We start from the raw sequence: 20,039 nt of genomic DNA on the forward strand, positions 1-20,039 counted from the left end.
CTAGATTTTTATCACATACGAGCAATTCATTTTATACTTTAAACTTCGTAACGAGAGCTTCCAAGCTTTGAGAATCTTTGCTAAGCAAGTCAGTAAGTGAAGCAACCTCCTGAACTAAGGAGTTTTGCTTGGCAGTCATAGTGTTCACAGCTTTAACTCCTGTAAGCGATTCTTCAGCTACAGTTGCCATTTCGGAAACAGATGCTGCAATTTCTTCTGAGCCTGCCGCCATTTGTTCGCTGATAGCAGAAACCTCATGAACTTGCAAAGCAACTCTCTGAGTGGATTTCAAAATGTTTTCAAATGATTCGATTGCTTCTTCCATCTTCTTTTGGCCTGTCAATACTTCTCCCGTCACTTGCTGCATCGCACGTTCAGTTTCTTGAGAGTCTTTCACAAGATCTTGAAGCAATTCGAATATTTGTCCTGTTGAAGTAAAGGAATGCTCTGCCAGCTTTCGGATTTCGCTGGCCACTACCGAAAAGCCTCTTCCATGTTCGCCTGCTCTTGCCGCTTCAATTGAAGCATTTAACGCAAGCAAATTCGTTTGACTCGATATTTCTGTGATGGTGCTAACAATTTTTTCAATATGAGAAGAGCGTTCTTTCAAATTAGATACGATTTCTACAGTAGAACTTACAGAATCGCTAATTTGGGCCATCTGCTTGCTAACTTGCTGTATAAAGTTCACACCGCTTGCTGCCTCTTTCTCCGTCTCCGTTGCGGCATCAGCAAGATCCTCTGCGGATTCGGCGACACGCTGCACACCTGTAGACATTTCATTGATTGCATGTGAAGCATCAAGTGTGCTTTGCACTGATGTTGCCGCCCCTCGCTCAATACTGGCTCCCTGTCTCGTAATTTCCTCTGTTGCACTTGCAGTTTCTTTCGTATTTTCAACCAGTTTACTCGACGAACTCAATACACTACGGGAGGTATCGCGGACATCTTTAATAATGGATTGCAGAGTCTCCAACATAGCATTTAAGGATTTTGAGATTTCTCCGATTTCATCCCTGCCGGAGTAATCCAGTCTTCCGGTAAGATCACCCCCGTTTTTCGCAATTTCGGCGATTTTTTCATTGACTAACTTAAGCGGTTTTAACTTAACAAAAATAATAATAAGTATTGCAAGTAATGCTGCAAATGTAATTATAAGTAAAAGAACAGTTGCCGTAAGCATCAAGCTTGCTTTTTGCTTTGCAGCGTTTGCTTCATTTTCCGCTCTAGTATTCATCTTTTGTTGAAACTGCTGCAGCGGCTTCATGATGATCTTTTTGTTTGCATCGTAATTGCTGTCAAACATGAGTTCCCGGGCTTTGGTAAAATCTTTGCCTTCCACAGCTTTCATTGCCGCACTTTCTGTTTTGACAAGAGTATCCGAATTTTGTTTTGACTGTGATATAAGATCCAGCTCTTCTTTGGGCGCACCCAATTCAGTTAATTTCTCCACTACATGATCTCTCGTTTTGGTCTCGTTTACTTCCTTCCAATAGTTGTCATAATGGACTTTATTTCCGAACTGCACGAAAGCTCTTGCTTCGTTAGTCAAATAGTCCGAAGAGTTGGCTAAATCGATACCTAATTGCTTGAATTCTACTTGCCTTTTTACAGCGACGCGTTCCTGCGCTACGCTCTTTTGAAGGTTATACATACTAATTCCGTTCAGGACCGTCAGAAAAATAAAAAATCCACTCATCGTTTTAAGCCAGGTAGAAATTTTCATATTAGCCCACTCCTTCATTATGAAAAAAGACCTTATTTCATTTTATCGGTTGACTTTATTCGACAAAAGATAGGTCTTTATACCTGTTTGAAATGATGTAATAAATAGTAAATGCAAATGTCTAAAACGAGCTTGTTGATCTTATTTTAATGATGCAGGTACCGGATAAGTAAAATCCACATAAAATTATGAAAAGTTACAAAAAAGGATAAATATGGTCATTACTATCTCTACTAAGGATAAGTGTCGTTCCTTTGGAAATGATGAGGAGCCTTATCGTAATAATCTTGAGCTATGGGAAAATGAAAAGTTAATTAAGAGTAAACAGTATGTATGTAGACCGAATGTAGACAAGGATTTATGGGGAACTAAATGTTTCATTATTGTAGACATGTTGTCTACATCAAAAATTATATCATTCACTTTGAGTTAATAATTAGTGGCATATTTTCCGAAACTACATCTATAAGAGCTCGAACTGTTATAAGATTATGGCATTAAGCATCCAAAAACAGTCGGAGGAATTACTATCATGAGTTTTACTATTGATTATGTTAAAAACAAAAACAGAATTATTGTAACATCGGACGGTATGGAAGTTGAGGATGCCCTTGCGTATGCGGAACAATTTCCGAAAGTACTGAAGAAAACTAAGCGAGGGTTTACAGGTATGACTGTAATTACTGGTGGCCTGGTATTTAAGCAAGAAGTGTTGGCAATTCTTGCTCCAACTGGTGAAGATGCTGTGAAAGCTGGGAGCTCTACAAAACACAAATGGGTGTATGTTGCGCCTACCGCGTTCTACAAAACGCAAATGCATCGTATGTTTAAAGATATTGCAAACTTGTACGAATCGATAGAAGAAGCTGAAGCGTATCTTGATTCTGCAGGCAATTAGCAACTTCTAAAAATTAAAAGGATCCAGCCATCGGCTGTAGCGGCAAAGGTACTTTCTGCGTATTGAAGAAGCACTGTACGAAGCTCGATATATTCAGGAATTCAGGATTAACTTATATAATTGCATCACTATACTAAGGAGTATTCCTATTATCAGACTGACTCATTAAATGCTGGTTAGAATGCTTCTAGGGTGACTTCAAAACTGTGACTACACTCGTAGAAGCTTATGCCGTTATTTTCGGACAGGGGTTCGACTCCCCTCGGCTCCATATGGAGTATCAGTGAAAGACACCTTGAAGGGTGTCTTTGTTCATGTTTTCAGAGTATGATCTGGACTATGCTTGGCGGTTTAAAAAAATGAGTATCTTGATAGTCCAGTATCTTTCGTATATGGAATTAAAGATTGCAGTGTAGAAGGCATGCTCCTCCTGTAATCAAAGATGATAAGCTCTGGGAATACTACTCATTCAGTCTTAGAGTTTGTGAAGACCAAAAAAATTTAAGGCTCTATTTATGGATAAAAAAGGCAAAGATAATATGGGATGAGTTAATAAGGAGATATAAATGAAAACCAGTATACTTATGCTATAATTTAATAAAGTGTTTCTGTGCTTTTAGAAAAATTGGATAAAGGATGCATTGACCAACCATGTATGAGAATCAGACTTCTATGCACCACAAGCTGTTTATTATCGGCGCAGGTGCTGCCGGACTAATGGCCGCCGTTACTGTGCGTGATATGGGTATCGATACTGCCATTCTGGAGAGTAACGACCGGATTGGAAAGAAGATATTAATGACAGGTGATGGCCGCTGCAACATTACGAATGAATCCACTGCAACGGGTACGGATGAAGCAATCGCTTTATCGCGTAAGTATCACAGTAATCAGGCCGGATTTCCACTTGCGGTATTGCAGCAATTTGGCATCCGTCAAACCATAGATTTTTTCTCCTTCCTCGGGCTTCCGCTTACAAGATTGAAGGAGGGCTTGATGTATCCAATGTCGCTGCAGGCAGCAGCGGTGCTGGATATTTTCCAGCTTGCGCTGGAGGATCGGAATGTTCCGGTATACCTCAATAACAAAGTGTTGGATGTTACTGTTTCGAAGAATCATCCGCGCTTCAAGATAAAATGCCAAACGGAGACAGAGGAGGAGGTTGTTTATACTAGCGACTATCTACTTCTATCTGCGGGTGGTCTTGCCGGTCCAAATGCGGGAAAAGAACCTCCTGGGTATACACTTGCCGAACGTCTGGGACACACCCTGATTGAGCCTTTGCCGGCCATTGTGCAATTGAAGCTGCAATATCCGAATATGAGGGCACTGACAACTATCAAATCTCAGGGACAAGCTCATATCATTGTGAACGGTAAAGTCATCTGCAGTGAACAGGGTGAAATTGCCTTCACGGATTATGGTATTACCGGCCCGCCAATTCTTCAGCTAAGCAGGAAGGCTGCGTATCATCTTGCAAGAGGAGAACAGGTAACATTGTCGGTTGATCTGATGCCGGGCCGCACGGAGGAAGAGTTGGTTGAGTTTTTAGAAAGGCTCTGGGAGACCTTTGGACACCGGACTGTGGCGGATTGCCTTGTTGGCATCTTCAATAAGAAGCTTGTTTCTGTCCTACTAAAAGAGACTGGCTTAGATCAACAGCCAGAGCTGCTTTGCCAGGATCTATCGATGAAAACCAAGGGGAAATTTTATCGAATCTTGAAGCGTTGGGAATTTAAAGTGACGGATACCAATGGCTTTACGAATGCGCAAGTGACAGCCGGCGGCATTGATACGTCGGAACTCATCGAAGGAACGCTGGAATCCAAGCTGGTGCCTGGGCTGTATTTGGCTGGCGAAGTGATGGATGTGGACGGAGATTTCGGCGGCTATAACCTGCAATGGGCCTGGAGTTCCGGATATGTGGCCGCCATGGCGCTAGCTAAGTCAATTCAATAAATTTATTAGGAAAAGGGATGCATCAATTAACATGTATAAGGATCAGACTTCTAAGCACCACGAGCTGTTCATTATCGGTGGGGGTGCTGCAGGTCTAATGGCTGCAGTTACAGCGAGGGATCAAGGTATTGATACAGCAATTATTGAAAGCAATGACCGGCTTGGGAAGAAAATAATAACGACGGGTAACGGGCGTTGCAACATTACGAACCAATCCACCGCCACCGGTACGGATGAAGCGGCCGCTTTATCACGCAAGTATCACAGTAATCAGGAAGGATTCCCAATACATGTATTGCGGCAATTCGGTGTCCGCCAAACGATCGAATTTTTCTCCTCGCTCGGGCTTCCTTTTGTAAGCTTGGAGAATGGCCGGATGTATCCGATGTCGCTGCAGGCGGCTTCGGTGCCGGGTGTATTTAAGCTGGCGCTGGAGGATCGGAATGTTCCCGTATATTATAAACATAAAGTGTTGGATGTTACCGTTTCGGCGGGACATCCGCGGTTCGCGATAACCTGCCAGACGGAGACAGAGGAACAGGTTGTGTATACCAGCGACTATCTTTTTCTATGTGCAGGCGGCCTTACCGCTCCCAAAACGGGAACGGACGGCTCCGGTTATACGCTTGTCCAACGTCTGGGGCACACCCTGATCAACCCGGTGCCAGGCATTGTACAATTGAAGCTGGATTATCCGTATTTGAAGGAACTATCGGGCATCAAATTTGAGGGAGAGGCCCATGTTATCGTAAACAATGAAGTCATCCGCACTGAGTCTGGTGAGATTCTTTTTACGGACTATGGTATCTCGGGCCCGCCCATACTTCAGCTCAGCAGAAAGGCTGCGTATAATCTCGGAATAGGAGAATCGGTGACATTGTCGGTTGATTTAATGCCGGAGCGCACGGAGGAAGAGTTAATTGATTTTCTGGAGATCCACTGGGGGATCTTCGGACACCGGACGGTTGCCGATTCTTTTGTGGGCATCGTCAGCAAGAAACTGATTCCAGTTCTGCTGAAGGAGGCTGGAATTGATCAACAGCTGCATCTGCTTTGTCAGGATCTATCGTGGAAAACCAAGAAAATATTCTATCGAATCTTGAAACGTTGGGAATTTAAAGTGACCGATACCAATAGCTTCACGAATGCACAAACAACAGCCGGTGGCATCGATACGACGGAGCTAATCGAAGGAACGTTAGAATCTAAGTTAGTCCCTGGGCTGTATTTGGCAGGTGAAGTGATGGATGTCGATGGAGATTGCGGCGGCTATAACCTGCAATGGGCCTGGAGCTCCGGCTATGCCGCAGCGATGGCACTTGCTAAACGACGTGTTAGCGCCACGTAAAAGGATAGATGGTTGCTGACTCTTGGCATGTTGCGGTGGAATACTTGCATGCATTGAACACAGGGCGGCTAATGGATTTACCGTGACACGCCTCGGTTCCATATAGAGTAAATAAAAGACACCTTGTGAGGTGTCTTTTTTCAATTAATTCTTATTCCAATATTCCCAGACTGCTCCCCCTGTTGCATTCGCTGAAAGGCTTGAAATGTGTCTTGTAAAGGATACACACTATCAATGATAGGGCGTATCGAGTGGAGTTCCATAAATTGAAGCATCGCAATAAACTCTTCACTGCTTCCCATTGAGGTGCCGATGATACTGATTTGGGGGTAAAATATAGATCGTACTGCTATTTCCATTCGATCTCCTGAGCTTGCTCCAAACGTAACGATACGGCCATTTGGCTTAATGATATCAAAGTACTGTTGGAACGTCGCTGGTCCGATACTATCCAGGATGAGATCCACTGTTGCTACGTTCATACTTTCCTTCCAATCACTATGACTGTCAAAAGCATGATCTGCTCCATGTGCAAGAGCAGCTTGTCTTTTTGTCTCACGTCGTGATGTGACACTGACTTGTGCACCCGCTGCTGAAGCCATAAGCATGGCATACGTCGCCACACCGCCACCAATACCTGGAATAAGGATATGTTCACCTTGCTGTAAGCGGCCTCTCGTGAACAAAGCCCGATAGGCGGTCAAGGCAGACAAGGGCAACACGCCCGCTTCTTCCCAAGACAAATAGGCTGGCTTGCGGACGGCATTTTGCGCAGGGATGATGATAGACTCGGCAAATGTACCATCTGAAGGGCCGCCCACTATGGCCGGAGCGTTCGGGACATCGTGGGTAATTTCCCATCCGATACACGGATTAATGATTACATCGGTACCTACTGTAAGGGATGTTATGCCTTCACCTACCGCTTCAATTATACCCGCGCCATCAGAACCCATAATCAGGGGAGCATCCTCATTTGTTCGATCCGCCATGAGAAATAAGTCTCGATGATTTAACCCTGCCGTTTTCAGTCTTACTTTTACTTCGCCGAAGCCCGGCTGTTTGTCAACAACGTCTTCATATGTCAGGCTCTTCAAGCCGTTCATCCCAGCATGTACGATTGCTTTCATCCTAATTCCTCCAGTAATTCGTATTTCGATGTATCTATTTGAATTGTACAGAGTGGGAATCATACAGTAAAATGAACAAAACCGAATGTGAGTATCATAAATGATCATACCAAGCAGGTGACTTAGAAATGGAAAGCGGAGATTTAAGAATATTTCAGGCTGTGGCTCGAGAGGGGAGCATAACCAAGGCTGCGCAAATGTTGAGCTACGTACAGTCTAATGTGACAACTCGAATTCAGTATCTTGAGGCTCAGTTGAAAACACCCCTTTTTCGGAGATCCAATCGAGGAATGACGCTAACTTTGGCTGGTGAGAATTTACTGGGATATACGGATAAAATACTGACTCTGATGGACGAGGCTGTGAAAACTACACAATACTCGGACCATCCTGCAGGGCCGCTTCGGATAGGCTCCATTGAAGCGACAGCAGTCATTCATCTGACGCCTCTATTGGCCGAGTATCAATCACGATATCCGGATGTTAATTTATCGCTCACTACGGGTGTGACACATGCGCTCTTACAAAAGGTGTTGGATTACGAGCTTGATGGAGCGTTCGTCTATGGTCCTGTTGATGATGCAGATATAGAACATATCGCGGCTTTTGAAGAGGAGTTGGTGTTGATCTCTGAGCCGGGACAAAATGAAATGTATGAGTTACTCATGAAGCCGATGTTGTTCTTTGACGTTGGATGTACGCATCGGGCAAAAGCAGAGAGTTTTCTTAGAGGCACTGGCCTGACCACATATCAGATTATGGAATTTGGCACATTAGCAGTTATTCTGGATGGCGTTTCCTCTGGACTTGGTGTGTCTATGCTGCCACAGTCAGCGATTGCCAAGGCGGAGGAGCAGGGCATAATCACTTCCCACCGCTTGCCTGAAGAGTACCGAGATTTGCAGGTATGGTTTGTGTATAGACATGACTCGATTTACTCAAGCGCGTTGACAAGGTTAATACAATTAGTTGAAACAAGGCAATAATAGTTAACCGCAACGATCGAAGCGTCGTATGTTAGTGCTAGACCATTTCATCAAACAATCTAAGTAACACGCAGCAGGAGGAAATGATGAATTTTATAAAAGATCAACTAGCAGGATACGGTGTAAGCGAACAAATGACAGGTTATCTTTCGAATATAATCATGGTCTTATTTATAGCACTACTCTCTGTACTGGCCAATTTAATAGCCAAAAAAATCGTACTGAAGATAATTATTCATGTCATTAGTAAGGACCGGTATTCGTGGGATAATATCGTTTTGGAGAAAAAAGTGTTTCACAAGCTGTCGCATCTGGCGCCAGCCTTCATCATCTATTATTCTGCGTCTATCTTTCCGCTATATCAGGCTTTTATTGAAAAATCCGCCCTAACTTATATGATCATCGTAACAATCACCGTGTTTAATGCACTACTTAATGCCATCGATGCTATTTATCGCTCGTTTGAGGTCTCCAAGATTAGACCGATCAAGGGATACATTCAGGTTGCAAAGATTATTCTATTTATCATTGGTGTTATTGTAGTGATCTCTAATCTCATTGGTCAGAATCCACTGATTATTCTTAGTGGGTTAGGTGCATTATCAGCTGTTTTTATGCTAATTTTTAAAGATTCTATATTGGGCTTGGTGGCAGGTATTCAATTATCATCTAATGATATGGTGCGTGTAGGTGACTGGATCGAAATGCCTAAATATAATGCGGATGGTGATGTAATTGACATTACATTGAATACGGTAAAGGTTATGAATTTCGATAAAACAATCACCATGATTCCTAGTTACGCCCTCATTTCAGACTCGTTCAAAAATTGGAGGGGCATGCAAGTATCTGGCGGCAGAAGGATTAAACGAAGCGTCCATATCGATACCAGCAGCATATGCTTTTGTACAAAAGAAATGGTGGAGGAATTCCAGAAGATTCACTACCTTACCGATTTTATAATGACAAGATTAAATGAAATTCATGTCTATAATATCGAACATCAAATCAATACGGAGAGTAAAGTAAACGGAAGACATCTTACGAATGTGGGTGTATTCAGAGAATATATCCATGAATATCTGAGGAATCATCCTAAAATTCATAAGGATATGACGCTGATCGTCAGGCAGTTAGCACCGGGAGATAACGGTCTACCACTGGAAATTTATGCTTTCAGTAATGATATTAACTGGGGAGTATATGAATCGGTTCAAGCGGATATCTTCGACCATATTTTTGCGGTTATGCCGACATTTGGACTTCGTGCTTTCCAAAATCCAACCGGCCATGATATCGCTCGCTTAAAAGAAAGCAAAGAGTATTCGTCAGAATACTGAAGATAAGGTAAGAGGTCATTGAAACGATTTGCAGGAGAAGACATTTCTAAATATCAGTAAAAAAGCGACCATCGTGGTCGCTTTTTTACGTTTTTTTCATTTTGGAAAGAATCATAAAACGTGCACTTTATTGAGGTTTGGCATAGCTGAAGACTTTAATGAAAGTTCCCAGATTCATTTTCTGAGAATTTGCCATCGCTGTTATGCAGAGCTTGTTTGCGGCGATCATTACGGGCTTGCTGCTGCTGTTGGGCCTCCAGGCTGTTTACAGGTGTGGCTTCCAGTTCTTTTACTGTGTTGATTAGATTCTTGTCTGGTTGATTTTTGCTCAATTGAAAGCTCCTCCCTTGAATATCTACTGGTTGTGAATTTTATTATGTGCTGGCTACTGCCTGGCTATTCGTGTTGTATTTTCACAAGAGCCTAGGATACATTGCTGAGATTACGGGTGTATCAATGTTTTGTCCTATAATCATTAACTCAGAATACTGTTAGTGACTGCAACTTTTTAAACCTTGCCCCTCAAACCGCGCCCGGAAAACCCGCGCAATACAAGGGGGGTTTGCACCCCTATTGGTTTCATTGGTGTTTCACCACCTTTACCGCTACTCACCGAGCTGGTCTTGTTTCCGCTAAAGATACCCATTAGCAACATCAAAATCCCTTAAATATGTACAGCAAAAAACCTTGAATTAACAAGGTTCTTTAGTAGGTATTTTCATATCGTTAAACTCAACCGTTGAACATTCGCAATAGTGTAACGATGTCTTTCACAGAATCAGTTGCCTGTTCTTTCAGTTTTGCCCTTCATTCAATGGAGGAAGGTGATTGAATTTGCAGCACCGTACAATTTGTAGCCGAGCATAGCTATCGTTCGAATTCTAGCTAACGATGATCCCTATTTCCAACGCTTTCTGGATGGCTTCTTCCTTGTTGCGTACTCCTAGCTTAATAAAGGCTGAGGAGGCGTAGTTTCTGACCGTGCCGACCGACAAATACACCTTGGACGCTATCGTCTTGTACCCGAGCCCTTTGGCAACAAGCTGCAATAGTTCTATTTCCCTGTAAGTCAGGTCATAGTCGTTGACGGCTTTCAGTTGCGTTGATTCGACGCTCTTATCGAGCTTCTCGAATATTTTATGGGACATTCCCTTTTCGATTAATGTGCCTCCTCTGTGAATAAGCCGGATGGTATCTGCCAGCTCTAACGGTTCAGTTGATTTTAGCAGGAAGCCGTCCGCACCGCTGCGCAGTAAGTCCAATGCTTGCTCCGCATCCTGGAAAGTCGTGAAAATCAATACGCGTATATGCGGCCATTGTTGCTTGATCATTTTGGTTGTCTCGGCTCCATTCATGCGTGGCATATCCAAATCCATTAGCACTACGTGGGGCTGGAGGCGTCCGCACAGGTTGACGGCTTGTTCGCCATCCTCTGCCGAGCCGACTACGTTCAAGTCTTGGTACTTGTCGAGCAGCATCTGCAGACTTTCCCGAATAAAAGGTTGGTCGTCGACGATCAACAGCTGAATAAGGCCGTTCTCCATTTCCGCTTTTCGCGGCAACGTACAGGTGACAAGCGTACCTTCCCCTGGTTTTGTATAGACGAACACTTGACCTTGCAAATTCATGGCCCGCTCCTTCATCGCGTTCATGCCGAAGCCCTCCTGCCATTCTTCCATCCCTCTTCCGTTGTCATGCACCTCCAATCTTGTATCTTGGTGCCCAAATTGCAAAGAAACGGTGATATCCGTCGCCTGACCGTGACGAACCGCATTCGTAAGCGACTCCTGCAAGCAGCGAATGAACGCCATTTTCGCTTGTCGGGACAGTCGGGACTCCTCTCCGAACGCACGAAAGCTTACCTCGACCCGGGCATGCTCCTGAAATTCAACTCCAAGCTTTTGCAGAGCTTGGATCAAGGAAAGCGACTGTTGTGGAGACTCCATTTGATGCAAGTAGCCCCTCACTTCCTCTATACTTTTACGGCCCAACTCAAGCAAGGAATCCAGCCTCTGTATACCCTTTTCAGTAGCAAGCTCGGAGCGGAACGCTTCCATTCCCATGATGATGGAAGTATATGCATGACCGACAGTATCGTGAAGCTCTCTCGACAGCCTGTTTCGCTCTTCTGCCAGCGTAATACGCTCGATTTGGGACATATATTGCTCAAGCACCGCGTTTTGCTTGCGGATCGTTTCATTTTGCCGATGATTGACGGTCAATAAATGAAAAGCGAATCCCATCACATAAGCAAGTCCGTAGTAGATTACCATGAGCCAATAGCTGTAATTTGGCGAAACAACATAAAAAATTTCGGGTATTACCAAGACCGTTGCTGGTGCCGTCCAATGATAGGACAGACGAGCGCTATTCGCTGCGATCAGAAAGACTGATACAAGAAATGAAGGGAAAGCTTCTGGAAACAACGAGGTTAAATGTACGCATAGCCCGCCAAAGAGCAGTATCTCTGTGAATAAATAATATTTGTAGTTGAGCAGCAAGCAAACCCAGGGAATGGAGAAAGCAGCAATCTCCCAAAAAATAACGATCCATAAAGGCAGCGCTAGACCTTCCTGAAACCTGATCGTCGTGAGAATGAGCGAAACGCTAGTAATAAGGCGGAGCCCAAGCATAATCCAATCGTACCAAAACCATTTTTTGACCATTTCCAACAATTCTTTCAACCCCTAAGCAGCTATCTGTTATTATGAACCAAACCTTTGTGCAGTGTATAATTGGCTGTTTACGCTCCGTCACCTGCATAAAGGTCGGAAAAAAAGCTATCGGTCTAGCTGTTGAATCATGGTTCGCGTATAACCTCCGAATGTTTTCGCCAACCGGTCACCCAACTTGACGCTTATTGCGGCAAGCACCGCTCCCAGAACCATGATAAGGAGTGATTTCTCAAAAGTATCTACTTGCATGAAAAGGATATTCATATCGATGTATCGATACAAAATTGGTGCCAATAGGAATGCAAGCGGTGTTAAATAGAGAACGGCTACGCTGACGAGACTGACGAGTCCGATCCCCAACTTCTGCATTAACCAAAAGACGGCGAGCCAATTGCGACGATCCGTAAGTTCTAATTTGGCATGAACCCAAATCGATGCATCCGTTGTTATTTTTTTGTTGTAAGGTGCTGTCGTAATATCTGTATAAATTTTCGTCTGCGTGCGTTCGAATTGGATGAAGGTTGTCGTAGTTCGCAATACTCGAGTAAATAGTGGAATGCCGATTACTATAAATGAAAGACTTAAACTGAACGACAGAGCTACCATATAAAAGCAAAAGTAAAACAAACCTGTAATGAAAGTTAATAATAAAAAACAACCATTTTGGATGAAACCTGATTTCATAAGGTTCATCGCTCCTCTCCGTGTAATAGCGGTATTGTATGGTTTGGCTTCTTCCGTCAACCGCACCAGTGTAAAAATGTTATGTGACATTCAGAATATATCCAACCTGCTCAACTTCAGCAAAAAAAGTAAACGCCATAGACGGAAACACTTTTCTGAAGTTGTTAATGCGATTTGATTACGGGTTTATAGGTGAATCAGCTCCTCTTTAAAAAATAGGTTGGTGTGGTTGCCTACTGCTCAATACTAACCGCACAGCTGTCACTCCATAAAGTGACAACATGTCATCATTTGCTTTGTGATATGTTGGCGCTGATCGATTCGTTAGCGAGCATTACATCACATGAAAATCGTGAAGAGTTGTAACTAGCTTAAATGATAATGAGTGAGTGACAATTGGACTACTGAAGGTGACCCAATATGCTTGTATGCAGATAGAGTCGTACTTCAAAAAAATCCATGAGGTGAATACAATGAACAAAAGAAGAAAAATGAATTACGGTGGAGTTGCCGTAATGTTAAGTGCAGCAATTCTAACTGCAGGTTGCAGTACGAGACCAGCTGAAAAGTCGGATCAATTAGGAACAACCCAAGCAGTTGAGACAGCTCAACTATCTCAAAATAATATTGCAAAATCACTTGAATTGCAGGCGAAGCAACTGAAGACGGTAGATCCAAAACAACCATTGGATGATTTAAAACCGTTAAAAGACATGATAGGGAATGCAAATTATGTTGGTTTAGGAGAGGCTACTCACGGAAGCTCGGAGATTTTTATGATGAAGCATCGACTCGTGAAGTATTTGGTCACTGAGCTGGGATTCACCAATTTTGGGATTGAAGAGGATTGGGGCAACGGTTTAAAGCTGAACGAGTATATCCAAACGGGAAAAGGCGACCCTAGGGAGTTTTTGAAGCTGTTGTACCCAACTGATGAGATCGTCGCTATGGTAGAATGGATGCGGGAATACAACTCTGATCCTGTAAATAAAAAGAAAATTCAATTCATCGGACTCGACTTAAAAATGCTGGATCAAAGTGTCTTCGATAAAGTGATCAACTATGTAAAGGAGCATCATCCTGATTTGCTGCCCGAAGTCGAGCAAAGCTACAAAGAGTTGTCATCGGTGGCAGGTAATCTACAGGAATATATGAAGCTGACTACTGAAGTGAGAGAAAAGCATATGGCTAATGCGCAAAAAGTAGTCAAACTACTTGAAGACAAAACGAAGTCGAATAATGAGACTGATTCACACGAGCTAGCTTGGGTGAAAGGGACGACTAAGGTGATAGAGAATTTTTCGAAGATGGTGATTCCGGCTGACTATCCGAGCATGGTGAAGCTGCATGATCAGTATCTAGCCGAGCATGCTGTTTGGGCTCAAGAAAAATTTGGCGGCAAAACGATAGTTTGGGGGCACAATATTCACATAGCTAAAGGTGTTATCACTGAGAAGATGTATCCTAAAGTCGCCGGGGAGTTTCTGAAAGAACGTGTAGGTAATCAATATGTAGCAATTGGCTCCACCACCACGGAAGGCAAATTTACAGGATTTATATCATTCAGTGAAAATAAGATTGGAGCGGATACCATTCAGAAGAACGAGAACAGCTCCAATCATATGTTTGGACAAGTTCATTACGATCAGTTCCTGTTAGATCTCCGCAAATTGAATGGAGCCGCGCAGCAATGGGTAAAAGAAAAGCAGCCATTCTTTGATGGCGGTGCACAGATCATTCCTAACGTACCGCAATATGATGATGATGTTTCCCTTCAAGAGCAATTCGACATTATGGTTCATATCCAAAAAACGACCCCTTCGCATATCAAGTAATATGAAATAAAAAAGCGAATGTATGGGTGCATAATAATGATATTTTTTATGGATCAGCAGGGGGCGATGCGGACCAAGCCAAAGGTGACGGATCTACGGACCTCAAAAAAGGATCAACGTACTTCACCATCTCGTACAACCACTACTTTGATTCCGGAAAGGCTGCTCTAGTCGGACTAAGTGAGTCTGCTGAATTCTTTGTTACCTTCCACCATAACTGGTTCGATCATTCGGACTCCCGTCATCCGCGGATCAGAGTGGCCTCTGTTCATGTCTATATTAACTTCTATGATGGAGTCTCGAAATATGGTGTCGCCGTTACAACCGGAGCTTCGGCTTTTGTGGAATTAGGAATACTAGAGACCCAATGCTTAGTTCTTTACAGGACCGTGCTGCATAAACTTTTCAGGCAGCAGTTCTACATGTCTTGGATTCAAAAAATAGAAATTACAGAGTTTGATTGTTTGCGAGACGAAGGAATTCAAGCTCCATTCCTAGAGGAACGGAGCTTTTTTTCGTGTTCATTTAGAAGCAGGGATTGCAAGCTCAAACCAGTGTAGACCCAAAATCTTCCGTTCCACTGAAACCCCGCAACCGAGGACAAACAACCAGCAATTGCTCCCGGGCTGACAGCAAAGGGCGAAACGGCAGATTGCTGAGGAATGAGTTCCGGGGGAGGTGAGCTGGGTGCCGTGAGTCCCGGTTGCCCTGGTAATCCCGGGAATCCTAAGGGGCTTGGAGGTGGTGAAAATGACATGCGACTCACTTAACTTCTTCACATAGATCGGAGACTGCTTTGTTTTTGGTTAGTTGTAATAAAAGGTCATAGAATTGTTTTCTTTGCTCTAACGAAAGGTTCTCCAGCATGTTGGCAGCGACTGTATCTTGGAAAGCAAGAACTTCCTCAATAGTGGATTGTGCAAGCTCCGTAAGCTGGATCAGTGTAGCTCGTCGGTCGGTTGGATCAGGAATTCGAACGAGGAGCTTATCCTGCTCAAGTGCATCAACAAAATCAGTAACGGTGCGTGCTTTGATCCCTAACTTAACAGCTAACTCATTCATACGGATATTGCCTGTTTCGGCAACGACTGAAAGCAGACGTAACCTGGGACCGGAGAGATGATAAGGTGTATTAAGTGCTAATAAATGGGATTGAAATTCTGTTTTAATGTAGTTAGTTGATCTCATTAATATGTGGATGACGTCTATCGCCTTGGGGTGATCTGTGTTCATGGATGTAGTACCTCCTTGACTTTATTGTCAATTTTTTATTCTCAAATTCATGGCAACGGTGATTATGTGTGCACTCTTAATGAGTATACTCTTATAAGGTGTATCCAGCTATACTTCCATGTAAATGATATAACTTGACAGGTAAGAAAATAATGAGTATCCTCAGTAATATACAATACTGAGGATGCTCATTATTTATCATTTTACTTATATTTCATTATGAATTTAATCAGAAAAGAGGTTTAGATTATGACGGATACATTATCACAAAATGCAGATAAGCTGCTAAAAATACTTGTAGTTACCTTAATATTCTCGGTTATGAACGGTACGATGTTCAATGTAGCTCTTCCTGAGATTGGTAAAGAGTTTAATCTCGTTCCTTCGCAAGTTAGTTGGATTATGACCAGTTATATGGTGGTTTACGCGGTAGGTTCCATCGTCATGGGGAAATTGGCGGATAAATATCGGTTGAAGGATTTGTTAACGTATGGACTGCTTATATTCGCTCTCGGTTCATTAATAGGTCTGCTTGCTAGTGAGTTTTGGATTATTATTTTGGGCCGTGTAATTCAAGCTGCCGGTGCTTCCGTTCTTCCTGCAACAGCAATGATCATTCCGATCCGGTATTTTGCTCCCGAGAAGAGGGGGAGAGCACTTGGGACTTCTGCGGTTGGGTTAGCGCTGGGTAATGCTTTGGGGCCGGTCGCTGCAGGCCTAATCACCAGCTTTGGAAGCTGGAGACTCATGTTCGTCCTTTCCTTGCTTCCGCTACTGACGCTTCCTTTCTTTCGGAAGTATTTAGATAATGTGAGAGGGAATGCAGGAAGTATTGATGTCCTTGGTGGTGGGTTACTAGCTGCAGCAGTCGCAATCTTCTTGCTTGCCATCACACAGATGCAAGTTTGGTTGTTCCTCGGGGGACTTGTCTTACTAGCCTTATTTATCATTCGGATTCGGAAAGCTGTGGAGCCCTTTATTAAACCCGTTTTGTTCCGCAACAAAACTTATTCGATCGGGTTGTTGCTTGCTTTTACGACGACAGCTATGAGCTTTAGCATGACATTCATGACACCACAATTTCTAGCGGCAGTGAATGGCTTGTCCCCTTCGACCATTGGATTCGTGTTAGTGCCAGCTGCTATTGCTTCAGCTATCATGGGACGCAAGGGAGGCAGGTTGGCTGATGATCGCGGCAATTTCGCACTTGTGTTCGTCGCTTCCGTATTGTTATTTCTAGCTTTCTCCCTACTCTCTACTTTTATTGGATTATCAGCATATTTCATTGCCATCATTTTAATATTAGGGAACGTGGGTCAGACTTTCATGCAAATCTCGATGTCCAATACGATTTCGCGGACGCTGCCAAAGGAGGAAACAGGAGTGGGTATGGGATTACTCTCTATGATCAATTTTATCTCTGGCGCGATGGCCATGAGTGTGGTCGGGAAAATGCTCGACAAGGGCACTGCCGCTGTGCAGATCAATCCGTTGAATACTAATGGTGCTGCCCATGTGTATAGTAATATTTTTCTCGTCATGTCCCTAGTGATTATTGCGGTAGTTGTGATTTACCGTTATCAGTTTGGCACGGGTGCTCCCGGGTCAATGAATAATAAGAAAAAAATGGAGGTTTAATATGAGTAAGGAGTAAGAAACCGTGGAGGTTATAATAGATACAAAGAAGAACCGATGCTTATTAACCTACAGTACAATAGACCCCGTATCTTACGATGGGTGGGGTCTATTTTTTTTGGCGTAAGGCTGGATGGGAAAACTGTGGAGTCGGTATTATTGAAAGGTGATTTAAATGTTAAAGCTTATGGTTGGTTCATTCTAGCAGGAGCTATGCTATCTACGTATCAACAAAAAATGCGATATAAGCAAACACTGGGCTGATTTTCTGAGTCTTTTGATGTTCTGAAGTTAATCAAGCAAATAAAACCATTTTATGGTATGTTTTCTGCGATGGATGTTATAACTTGGGAGCTGCATAAGGATGGTAGGGAATACGACTGACAAAGAACGGACGATATTTGATCATGCTGGAAATACGATTAAGACAGAAGATCGAGAGATTCGAATTCTTGCCAAGTATGAGGAGCCGCTGGTAGTCTTGCTAGGAAATGTGCTCAGCGATGAGGAATGCAATGAGTTAATTGCATATTCTAGGGAGCGATTGCAACGTTCAAGGATAGGCGAAGACCATGCGGTTAATCCAATTAGAACGAGCAGTGGTGTGTTCTGTGAGGAGAATGAGACGGTTACAAGAATCGAGAAACGATTCTCTCAAATTATGAATATTCCTATCGAGCATGGTGATGGCTTGCAAGTTCTGCTGTATATCCCTGGCCAAGAGTATCTACCCCATCATGATTTCTTCACACAAACGAGTCGAGCAAGTAGCAATAATCGAATTAGTACGCTCGTGATGTATTTGAATGATGTGGAGGAAGGTGGAGAAACAGCTTTCCCAATGCTTAATTTATCAGTGAGTCCAAACAAAGGTATGGCGGTCTACTTCGAATATTTTTACGATAATCATGAATTGAACGAGTCTACCTTGCATGCAGGTACGCCAGTGATCAAAGGCGAAAAGTGGGTTGCAACGATGTGGATGAGAAGACAAGTCCTTCGCTCATCATAGAGGTAAGAACATGTACTAAGTTCCACATGGAGTATCAGTAAAGACACCTTAAAAGGTGTCTTTTTTCGTTTAACTGCAATGTCTACTCCACTAAAACACCATTAATGAACGTCATAGTTTTATCTTTGAATTCAAGGATAAACTTGTTTGGGTAATCAAGATCGGCATGAATCTCAGTCCCCAACATAACTTTCTTTCCTACATTATCAAAGGGATTGTGAATCAAGCCTCTAGGGGTATACCTAGTTTCAGAACCGATCACATTATTATTTTCATCACGGATAAATTTAGTTTTCCCTGAGAATACCAAGTCCTTGCCGTTTTCCAAAGTCAGATGAACCTCCAGACGAGTCTTTGTCTTCTGATAATCGATGCTCACATCTTTAGAGGATACAGGGAAACCAATCACAAAAAGTCCAATAAGAGCTGCAGCCAGTATGATCACCGTTAAAATGGAAAAGACGAGAGTCTTTATATTTTTTGTTTTCACCTTTTTAAAATAATTAAGTTTGTTAACCTCTTCTTCATCAACAATAGGCACGTTTAAATTTGCTGTTGTGGTCATTTCATTATATGACTGAAGGCAGCTTTCGCAGGTTTGCAGATGTTTTTCAATCTCTTCGTTGCTATGTAAAGAGGTTAGCTTTTCGATATAGGAGGGCAATAAATCCTGAATGATCTCGCATTTCATGAAGATCTTCCTTTCATCAATTTTTGTTTTCCACGGTAAAAGGTAACTCTTGCCCAGGTCTCGTCCCTTCCAAGAATTTCGCCAATTTCCCGAAAACTGAATTCCCCGGTCAAACGCAGATACAATACTTCCTTGGTATTTGGATCAAGTAAATGAAGCTGTTTAAATAACTCCATTTTGTCTTGAGCTAAAATAAATTGGGATTCTGTTGAATTTGCGTTAGAAAAAGGAGGGTCTTCTAATTCACAAGTCTTCCTTTTGTTCTGCTTGTCCAGTTCCTGATACCACACATGCTTAGCAATCTGACAAAGCCATACGTATACTTTGCAGGTTCCATCATATTTGTGTATGGACTTTACAGCTCTATAAAAGGTTTCTTGGGTGATTTCTTCTGCCAGTAAATGATTATGACAAAAACTAAATACGAATTTATATACTTGGGTTGAATATTCCCTGTATAATTCCTCGTTGTCCTGCATCCGTTCACCTCCTCATGTTATATATCCGTAAAATGCTACAAACGTTACAGCCTTTTTTAATTTTTGAAATTAAAATATTTATGAATTAAGTAGATGACTATAGTTGGGACTCTTGCAGCGGATCGATCTATTCACGATTACTTTATATTCTAATCTAGTGGGCTTTAATGTATCGATTCCGTTTCCCTTTTCACTGCTTTTATAGCTACGATTATGGGATTAATATTACTGTACAAACCTATTATAGGTGTAGAAATATTAGGGGCTTTGTTTTTAGTTGGAGTTATGCTAAATACGTATCAACGAGAAATGCGATATAAGCAAACGATGGGCTGATTTTTTATTTGCAGGAATCTACTGGCTAGATTTGAAAAAAGCTCTAGTATAACAATGAAAATCAGGAAGGTT

16 protein-coding genes and 2 pseudogenes are annotated in these 20,039 nt (G+C 42.7%); 9 read left to right on the forward strand and 9 right to left on the reverse strand.

Annotation, left to right across the window (positions count from 1 at the left end; translation table 11 throughout):
• Positions 1-31: 31 nt before the first annotated feature.
• Positions 32-1,726, reverse strand: coding sequence for a methyl-accepting chemotaxis protein (locus tag UQ64_RS26655; RefSeq protein WP_060626492.1), 1,695 nt, complete (start codon positions 1,724-1,726; stop codon positions 32-34).
• 532 nt (positions 1,727-2,258) lie between these two features.
• Here UQ64_RS26655 and UQ64_RS26665 point away from each other — a divergent pair.
• The 3 genes from UQ64_RS26665 to UQ64_RS26675 all read left to right on the forward strand — a co-directional run bounded on the left by UQ64_RS26665 (position 2,259) and on the right by UQ64_RS26675 (position 5,931).
• Positions 2,259-2,624 (forward strand): hypothetical protein, encoded by a 366-nt coding sequence (locus tag UQ64_RS26665; RefSeq protein ID WP_060626496.1) that lies wholly within the window; start codon positions 2,259-2,261, stop codon positions 2,622-2,624.
• 651 nt (positions 2,625-3,275) lie between these two features.
• Complete coding sequence (locus UQ64_RS26670; protein WP_060626498.1) at positions 3,276-4,583, forward strand: aminoacetone oxidase family FAD-binding enzyme; 1,308 nt, start codon at positions 3,276-3,278, stop codon at positions 4,581-4,583.
• Positions 4,584-4,614: 31 nt separating this feature from the next.
• Positions 4,615-5,931 (forward strand): BaiN/RdsA family NAD(P)/FAD-dependent oxidoreductase, encoded by a 1,317-nt coding sequence (locus UQ64_RS26675; RefSeq protein ID WP_060626499.1) that lies wholly within the window; start codon positions 4,615-4,617, stop codon positions 5,929-5,931.
• Between the two features lie 140 nt (positions 5,932-6,071).
• On the opposite strand, the gene UQ64_RS26680 is transcribed toward UQ64_RS26675, so the two are convergent.
• Positions 6,072-7,061, reverse strand: coding sequence for a zinc-binding dehydrogenase (locus tag UQ64_RS26680; protein ID WP_060626500.1), 990 nt, complete (start codon positions 7,059-7,061; stop codon positions 6,072-6,074).
• A 128-nt stretch (positions 7,062-7,189) separates the two neighbouring features.
• Between UQ64_RS26680 and UQ64_RS26685 the strand changes: the two genes are divergently transcribed.
• Positions 7,190-8,047 (forward strand): LysR family transcriptional regulator, encoded by an 858-nt coding sequence (locus tag UQ64_RS26685; protein WP_060626501.1) that lies wholly within the window; start codon positions 7,190-7,192, stop codon positions 8,045-8,047.
• Positions 8,048-8,133: 86 nt separating this feature from the next.
• Positions 8,134-9,387, forward strand: a complete 1,254-nt coding sequence (locus tag UQ64_RS26690) for a mechanosensitive ion channel family protein (RefSeq protein ID WP_060626502.1) — start codon at positions 8,134-8,136, stop codon at positions 9,385-9,387.
• Positions 9,388-9,542: 155 nt separating this feature from the next.
• Here the strand turns inward: UQ64_RS26690 and UQ64_RS31405 are convergent, their stop codons facing one another.
• The 3 genes from UQ64_RS31405 to UQ64_RS26700 all read right to left on the reverse strand — a co-directional run bounded on the left by UQ64_RS31405 (position 9,543) and on the right by UQ64_RS26700 (position 12,746).
• Positions 9,543-9,719, reverse strand: coding sequence for a hypothetical protein (locus UQ64_RS31405; protein ID WP_167348528.1), 177 nt, complete (start codon positions 9,717-9,719; stop codon positions 9,543-9,545).
• A 549-nt stretch (positions 9,720-10,268) separates the two neighbouring features.
• Positions 10,269-12,062, reverse strand: a complete 1,794-nt coding sequence (locus tag UQ64_RS26695; protein ID WP_060626503.1) for a helix-turn-helix transcriptional regulator — start codon at positions 12,060-12,062, stop codon at positions 10,269-10,271.
• A 105-nt stretch (positions 12,063-12,167) separates the two neighbouring features.
• A complete protein-coding gene (locus UQ64_RS26700) occupies positions 12,168-12,746 on the reverse strand; it encodes a sensor domain-containing protein (RefSeq protein ID WP_060626582.1) in 579 nt (192 codons plus the stop codon).
• 491 nt (positions 12,747-13,237) lie between these two features.
• Between UQ64_RS26700 and UQ64_RS26705 the strand changes: the two genes are divergently transcribed.
• Together UQ64_RS26705 and UQ64_RS26710 are read left to right on the forward strand one after the other, a co-directional pair.
• Positions 13,238-14,581: an erythromycin esterase family protein gene (locus UQ64_RS26705; RefSeq protein ID WP_425339625.1), complete on the forward strand. Its 1,344-nt coding sequence runs from the start codon at positions 13,238-13,240 to the stop codon at positions 14,579-14,581.
• 17 nt (positions 14,582-14,598) lie between these two features.
• Positions 14,599-14,966, forward strand: a pseudogene (locus UQ64_RS26710) (pectate lyase family protein); the annotation flags it as partial.
• A 96-nt stretch (positions 14,967-15,062) separates the two neighbouring features.
• Here the strand turns inward: UQ64_RS26710 and UQ64_RS32440 are convergent.
• A pseudogene (locus UQ64_RS32440) lies at positions 15,063-15,326 on the reverse strand (hypothetical protein); the annotation flags it as partial.
• Between the two features lie 17 nt (positions 15,327-15,343).
• The gene (locus UQ64_RS26715) at positions 15,344-15,814 is read right to left on the reverse strand and encodes a MarR family winged helix-turn-helix transcriptional regulator (RefSeq protein WP_060626506.1); all 471 of its coding nucleotides are present in this window, start codon (positions 15,812-15,814) and stop codon (positions 15,344-15,346) included.
• 249 nt (positions 15,815-16,063) lie between these two features.
• On the opposite strand from UQ64_RS26715, the gene UQ64_RS26720 reads away from it, so the two are divergent.
• A complete protein-coding gene (locus tag UQ64_RS26720) occupies positions 16,064-17,452 on the forward strand; it encodes an MFS transporter (RefSeq protein WP_060626507.1) in 1,389 nt (462 codons plus the stop codon).
• A 361-nt stretch (positions 17,453-17,813) separates the two neighbouring features.
• On the forward strand, positions 17,814-18,461 hold the full coding sequence (locus UQ64_RS26730) for a 2OG-Fe(II) oxygenase (protein WP_060626509.1): 648 nt from the start codon (positions 17,814-17,816) through the stop codon (positions 18,459-18,461).
• 82 nt (positions 18,462-18,543) lie between these two features.
• On the opposite strand, the gene UQ64_RS26735 is transcribed toward UQ64_RS26730, so the two are convergent.
• Positions 18,544-19,152, reverse strand: coding sequence for a zf-HC2 domain-containing protein (locus UQ64_RS26735; protein ID WP_060626510.1), 609 nt, complete (start codon positions 19,150-19,152; stop codon positions 18,544-18,546).
• Positions 19,149-19,631: an RNA polymerase sigma factor gene (locus tag UQ64_RS26740; RefSeq protein WP_060626511.1), complete on the reverse strand. Its 483-nt coding sequence runs from the start codon at positions 19,629-19,631 to the stop codon at positions 19,149-19,151. The genes UQ64_RS26735 and UQ64_RS26740 overlap by 4 nt, the downstream gene beginning before the upstream one ends.
• Positions 19,632-20,039 lie beyond the last annotated feature (408 nt).

Source organism: Paenibacillus etheri (genome assembly GCF_001012825.1).
Lineage (GTDB): Bacteria > Bacillota > Bacilli > Paenibacillales > Paenibacillaceae > Paenibacillus_AQ > Paenibacillus_AQ etheri.

Excerpts from the sequence above, each read along its gene's own strand:
- UQ64_RS26655 (WP_060626492.1), bottom strand. The coding sequence starts at position 1,726 with ATGAAAATTTCTACCTGGCTTAAAACGATGAGTGGATTTTTTATTTTT.
- UQ64_RS26665 (WP_060626496.1), top strand. The coding sequence starts at position 2,259 with ATGAGTTTTACTATTGATTATGTTAAAAACAAAAACAGAATTATTGTA.
- UQ64_RS26670 (WP_060626498.1), top strand. The coding sequence starts at position 3,276 with ATGTATGAGAATCAGACTTCTATGCACCACAAGCTGTTTATTATCGGC.
- UQ64_RS26675 (WP_060626499.1), top strand. The coding sequence starts at position 4,615 with ATGTATAAGGATCAGACTTCTAAGCACCACGAGCTGTTCATTATCGGT.
- UQ64_RS26680 (WP_060626500.1), bottom strand. The coding sequence starts at position 7,061 with ATGAAAGCAATCGTACATGCTGGGATGAACGGCTTGAAGAGCCTGACA.
- UQ64_RS26685 (WP_060626501.1), top strand. The coding sequence starts at position 7,190 with ATGGAAAGCGGAGATTTAAGAATATTTCAGGCTGTGGCTCGAGAGGGG.
- UQ64_RS26690 (WP_060626502.1), top strand. The coding sequence starts at position 8,134 with ATGAATTTTATAAAAGATCAACTAGCAGGATACGGTGTAAGCGAACAA.
- UQ64_RS26700 (WP_060626582.1), bottom strand. The coding sequence starts at position 12,746 with ATGAAATCAGGTTTCATCCAAAATGGTTGTTTTTTATTATTAACTTTC.
- UQ64_RS26705 (WP_425339625.1), top strand. The coding sequence starts at position 13,238 with ATGAATTACGGTGGAGTTGCCGTAATGTTAAGTGCAGCAATTCTAACT.
- UQ64_RS26715 (WP_060626506.1), bottom strand. The coding sequence starts at position 15,814 with ATGAACACAGATCACCCCAAGGCGATAGACGTCATCCACATATTAATG.
- UQ64_RS26720 (WP_060626507.1), top strand. The coding sequence starts at position 16,064 with ATGACGGATACATTATCACAAAATGCAGATAAGCTGCTAAAAATACTT.
- UQ64_RS26730 (WP_060626509.1), top strand. The coding sequence starts at position 17,814 with ATGGTAGGGAATACGACTGACAAAGAACGGACGATATTTGATCATGCT.
- UQ64_RS26735 (WP_060626510.1), bottom strand. The coding sequence starts at position 19,152 with ATGAAATGCGAGATCATTCAGGATTTATTGCCCTCCTATATCGAAAAG.
- UQ64_RS26740 (WP_060626511.1), bottom strand. The coding sequence starts at position 19,631 with ATGCAGGACAACGAGGAATTATACAGGGAATATTCAACCCAAGTATAT.